Origin of the sequence: Thiocapsa sp., from assembly GCF_011390875.1 — a bacterium.
In the GTDB taxonomy this organism is placed as follows: domain Bacteria; phylum Pseudomonadota; class Gammaproteobacteria; order Chromatiales; family Chromatiaceae; genus Thiocapsa.
In genome coordinates this window covers 1-3517 of sequence record NZ_JAABRP010000334.1, presented here as the reverse complement: position 1 = coordinate 3517, position 3517 = coordinate 1, and the positions used below count along the sequence as shown (strand labels likewise).

Sequence of the window (3517 nt, the reverse complement as noted above, 5' to 3'; positions counted from 1 at the left end):
ACGGTGATTCACGCTGTTGCCGCCGACGCGGACCGGGATCTGGGCGCTGGGATGGATGAGCCGCTCGATCTCCCGGATCCCCTGCTTGATCAGCAGCAAAAAGCGGATCACCTTGATACCGCCGGCGGTCGAGCCGGCACAGCCGCCGACAAAGCTCGCGAACAGCAGCAGGATCTCGATGAACGGAGGCCAGTAAAAGAACTCGGCGGTGGTAAACCCGGCGGTCGTCCCGATCGAAACCGCTTGAAACAGGCCATGGGTGAAGGCGTCGTCCCAGGTGATATAGGTATCGGTGTAGAACAGGGCCAGCGTGGTGATTGCGGTCACGGACGCCATGATGAACAGAAAAAACCGCAGCTCGCTGTCGCGCCGATAGACGCCGAGATCAAGTCTGTGAAAGGCGACGAAATGCAAGGCGAAGCTCATCGCCGCCAGCAGCATGAAGAGCACCGCGATCATCTGAATCAGCGTGCTGTTGAAGTAACCCATACTCGCGTCATGGGTCGAGAAGCCGCCGATGGCCACGGTGGAGAAGGCGTGGCCGATGGCATCGAAGAAGGTCATGCCCGCAGCCCAATAGGCCAGAGTGCAGGCGACGGTCATCGCGACGTAGATGTACCAGAGTGCCTTGGCGGTCTCGGTAATCCTGGGCGTGAGCTTGGCGTCCTTCACCGGGCCGGGCATCTCGGCCCGAAAGAGCTGCATGCCGCCGATCCCGAGCATCGGCAGCACGGCGACCGCGAGCACGATGATGCCCATGCCGCCCAACCATTGGAGTTGTTGACGGTAAAACAGGATGGCCTTGGGCATGTCGTCGAGCCCGACGATCACGGTTGCGCCGGTGGTGGTGAGCCCGGACATGGACTCGAAGATCGCGTCCGTCACCGAGAGCATGGGTTCTTCGGCAAGCAGGAAGGGCAGGGAACCGGCCAAGCCGAGGCCGGTCCAAAACAGCACGACGACGAGGAACCCGTCCCTGATGCGCAACTCTTGGCGGAGCCGCATCACCGGAAGAAAGGTCAGCAAGCCGACTACGAGAATCAGTAGAAAGGCAGCCAGGAAAGGCCAAATCTCGCCGTCCCGGTAGATCAATCCGACGACGACGGGCGGGAGCATCGTGAAGCTGAACAGGGTCAAAAGCAGGCCGAGGACCTTTTGAACGGCGAACAATTTCATCGCGCATCCCGACGCATCGGTCGGCCTCGGTCGGTCATCACGGCGTGCGTCGCTGCCGCTGGGCCCGCTACGACTCCGGAGGATCGATACGCACGATGAACCTCGCCGCATCCCTCATCGCAGTGTCCTTGTTGCTGTTCATCGCGATCGCGGTCGCGGCCCTCTTCCTCGCGGGGAGCGACAGCCGCTCCTCCAACGACGACGATCCTCCGCCGCCGGCCTGAATGTCCGTCTGCGTGTCGGTACCCGGCCGCGCGACGGCCTGTAGCACGCCGTCGCGCGGGCGCGCTCGAAAGCCGCGAGGTTTCGACGCAAAGCATCGTCATTCTCGGGCAGTGCAGTCGCCGAGCCGGCAATATACCCGCAGCGAGCGGCCGTCCCGGCACGTGACCCGGTGCTGCTCCCACTCCGGTCCCGAGGCTTCGAGGACGCTTCCCGCGTCTGTCAGCGCGCAACCGCGACTCTCCGCGTAACGTTCGGCATAGTATGCCCAGGTACCGACCGGCTCGCTCCCGGCGCGGCGATCGGGCGGGTCCGAGATGGGTGCCCGGGATCGATCGGGCCCTCGTGCGCCGACTCCGGCCGCCTCGCGGTGTTCATCCCATTTCCTCCTGAGCGAGCTCAAGGCGTTTCCGAGATTCTCGGCATAGCGTTCGGTCACATCGGTGGACCACTCTTCGCCGGTCGCGGATTTCCGCACCTCGCGGGCACGCAGCAGGACACGTGTCCCGGCGGTCTCTTCAACGAAGGACGCGGAAATATGGATCACATTCCGCGCGCCGAGAGGATCGTCTGGGTCGCTCTCTTCGAGGACCTGCTCGAACCCCGCCGTCCTTGCACCGACCTCCGGGACATTCCACCCGCGCCTGTAGGCCGACTCGATCGCGAAGTCTCTGGCCTGCTCAGGGGTTGCCCCGAACAGAAGAACGCCGGGCACGGACGCGGCGGCGATTCCGATCGCGAGGAATCCGAAGGCGATCGGGCCGATTCGGAACATCAGCGTGGGGGACGGTCTATGTGTCGCATACGACGGGTTCGTCCGCGGGCGGCGCAACCGAGCGGACGTTCGAGCCAAGAGCTTGCTCCGTTCATCGTGACCGCGTCGGACCTGACCGCGGCCATCTGCAATCCGAAACGACGGCGCCGGATCGGCGGCGCTACAGGAGACCGCGGCACTCGCCGTTTTGGCATTGCACCAAGACGCTGTCCGCATCCACGCAGGGTACCTTGTGGATCTCCCCGTCGCTGCGCGAGTCGATGAGGATGGAGCCGCGAGGCTCGACGTTGCAGCCTCGAAGACGCGCATACTGTTCTGCGTAATAGGCCCAGCTGACGCCTTCCGACGACGGCGAGAGCGCCATCATGTTCTCGCTGTCCGGGATCCGCTCGACGGGTGGCTCCGGAAGGGGTGCGGAGAGCGGCTCGGGGAGCGACATCGGTTGGGTTGCGGCGCCTGACTGGGTTCGCGGCAGAGCAGGTCTGGTGTCGACAATAGGTGCGGGGCTTCCGGCGGGCCGGCGCGGTTCCGGGACGGGCGCCGAGGGCGCGGCGGCGACGCTTGTGGTCGGCGCCGCCGGGGAAGTCTGCTCGGTTGCACTCCAAGCGGGCGTCGCTGCGTCCGGGGCTCGGCCCGATGCCGACGATGCCGCCGCCGCGTCAGATGCCGTCTCGCCGCTCCAGGCCGTTAGAGGCGGGGGTGTGCCGGTATCGGCCGGCTCGGCACCCGCGGTGTCGACGCTGCCGGAGGCAACTTGATCCTCGTTCTCGGTCCACGCGTCGCCGACGGGAGGTGCCGCCCGCGCAATCCGAGAACGGTTGCGCGACCAGGTCGTATGAAGGGAGCGAAGCGATTCCTCCAGCGACGGGCGAAAAGTCTCGGTGGTGTCGATGCGGGTCGGTTGTCCTGCGGGCGTCGTCGAGACGAGCGCCGAGTCCAAAGCAACCTTGACGCCGTTGCGGTCTTCGAGAAAGTGGGACGTCACCTCGACGAGGCCGCCGGTCGCGGCCGCATCCGGCCCGAGAGCGCGAGCGAGAGAGGAGCTCGGATCAAGCGGTCGCTGGACGACCAAACGACCGTCGGTCGACTCGGTGATGACCCAAGCTCGGCTCCGCGCCGATCCCATGGCCAACGCTTGGACATCGGCGCGGTTTGCACCGAGAAATTCCATCTGCGGACGATTCCCGATCACGAAGGATCCGGGTTGCGGGTCGTAGGCACGACTTCCGGGGTCACCGGCGCACCCGACCTGCAGCGCGCCGACCAGTGTCGAGATAAGGATCAAAGTAGCGGGACGCAGGCTCACGGCAAACCCTCGAACAGAGAACACGTATTACCGCGGGC

4 protein-coding genes are annotated in these 3517 nt (G+C 65.3%); 1 reads left to right on the top strand and 3 read right to left on the bottom strand.

What is annotated here, in order from left to right; translation table 11 throughout:
- Positions 1–1176 (bottom strand): potassium transporter TrkG (locus GPT33_RS18015; protein WP_296811825.1); only part of this gene is annotated, 1176 nt, incomplete at its 3' end.
- Positions 1177–1271: 95 nt separating this feature from the next.
- Between GPT33_RS18015 and GPT33_RS18010 the strand changes: the two genes are divergently transcribed.
- On the top strand, positions 1272–1400 hold the full coding sequence (locus tag GPT33_RS18010) for a hypothetical protein (RefSeq protein WP_296811822.1): 129 nt from the start codon (positions 1272–1274) through the stop codon (positions 1398–1400).
- Positions 1401–1498: 98 nt separating this feature from the next.
- On the opposite strand, the gene GPT33_RS18005 is transcribed toward GPT33_RS18010, so the two are convergent.
- Both GPT33_RS18005 and GPT33_RS18000 read right to left on the bottom strand, forming a co-directional pair.
- Entirely contained in the window at positions 1499–2173 is a 675-nt protein-coding gene (locus GPT33_RS18005; RefSeq protein ID WP_296811820.1) for a hypothetical protein, read from the bottom strand.
- Positions 2174–2333: 160 nt separating this feature from the next.
- Positions 2334–3479: a hypothetical protein gene (locus tag GPT33_RS18000; RefSeq protein ID WP_296811817.1), complete on the bottom strand. Its 1146-nt coding sequence runs from the start codon at positions 3477–3479 to the stop codon at positions 2334–2336.
- Between the last annotated feature and the right edge of the window lie 38 nt (positions 3480–3517).

Bases quoted from the DNA above. Each gene is read 5' to 3' on its own strand.
- GPT33_RS18010 (WP_296811822.1), top strand. From the start codon at position 1,272: ATGAACCTCGCCGCATCCCTCATCGCAGTGTCCTTGTTGCTGTTCATC.
- GPT33_RS18005 (WP_296811820.1), bottom strand. From the start codon at position 2,173: ATGTTCCGAATCGGCCCGATCGCCTTCGGATTCCTCGCGATCGGAATC.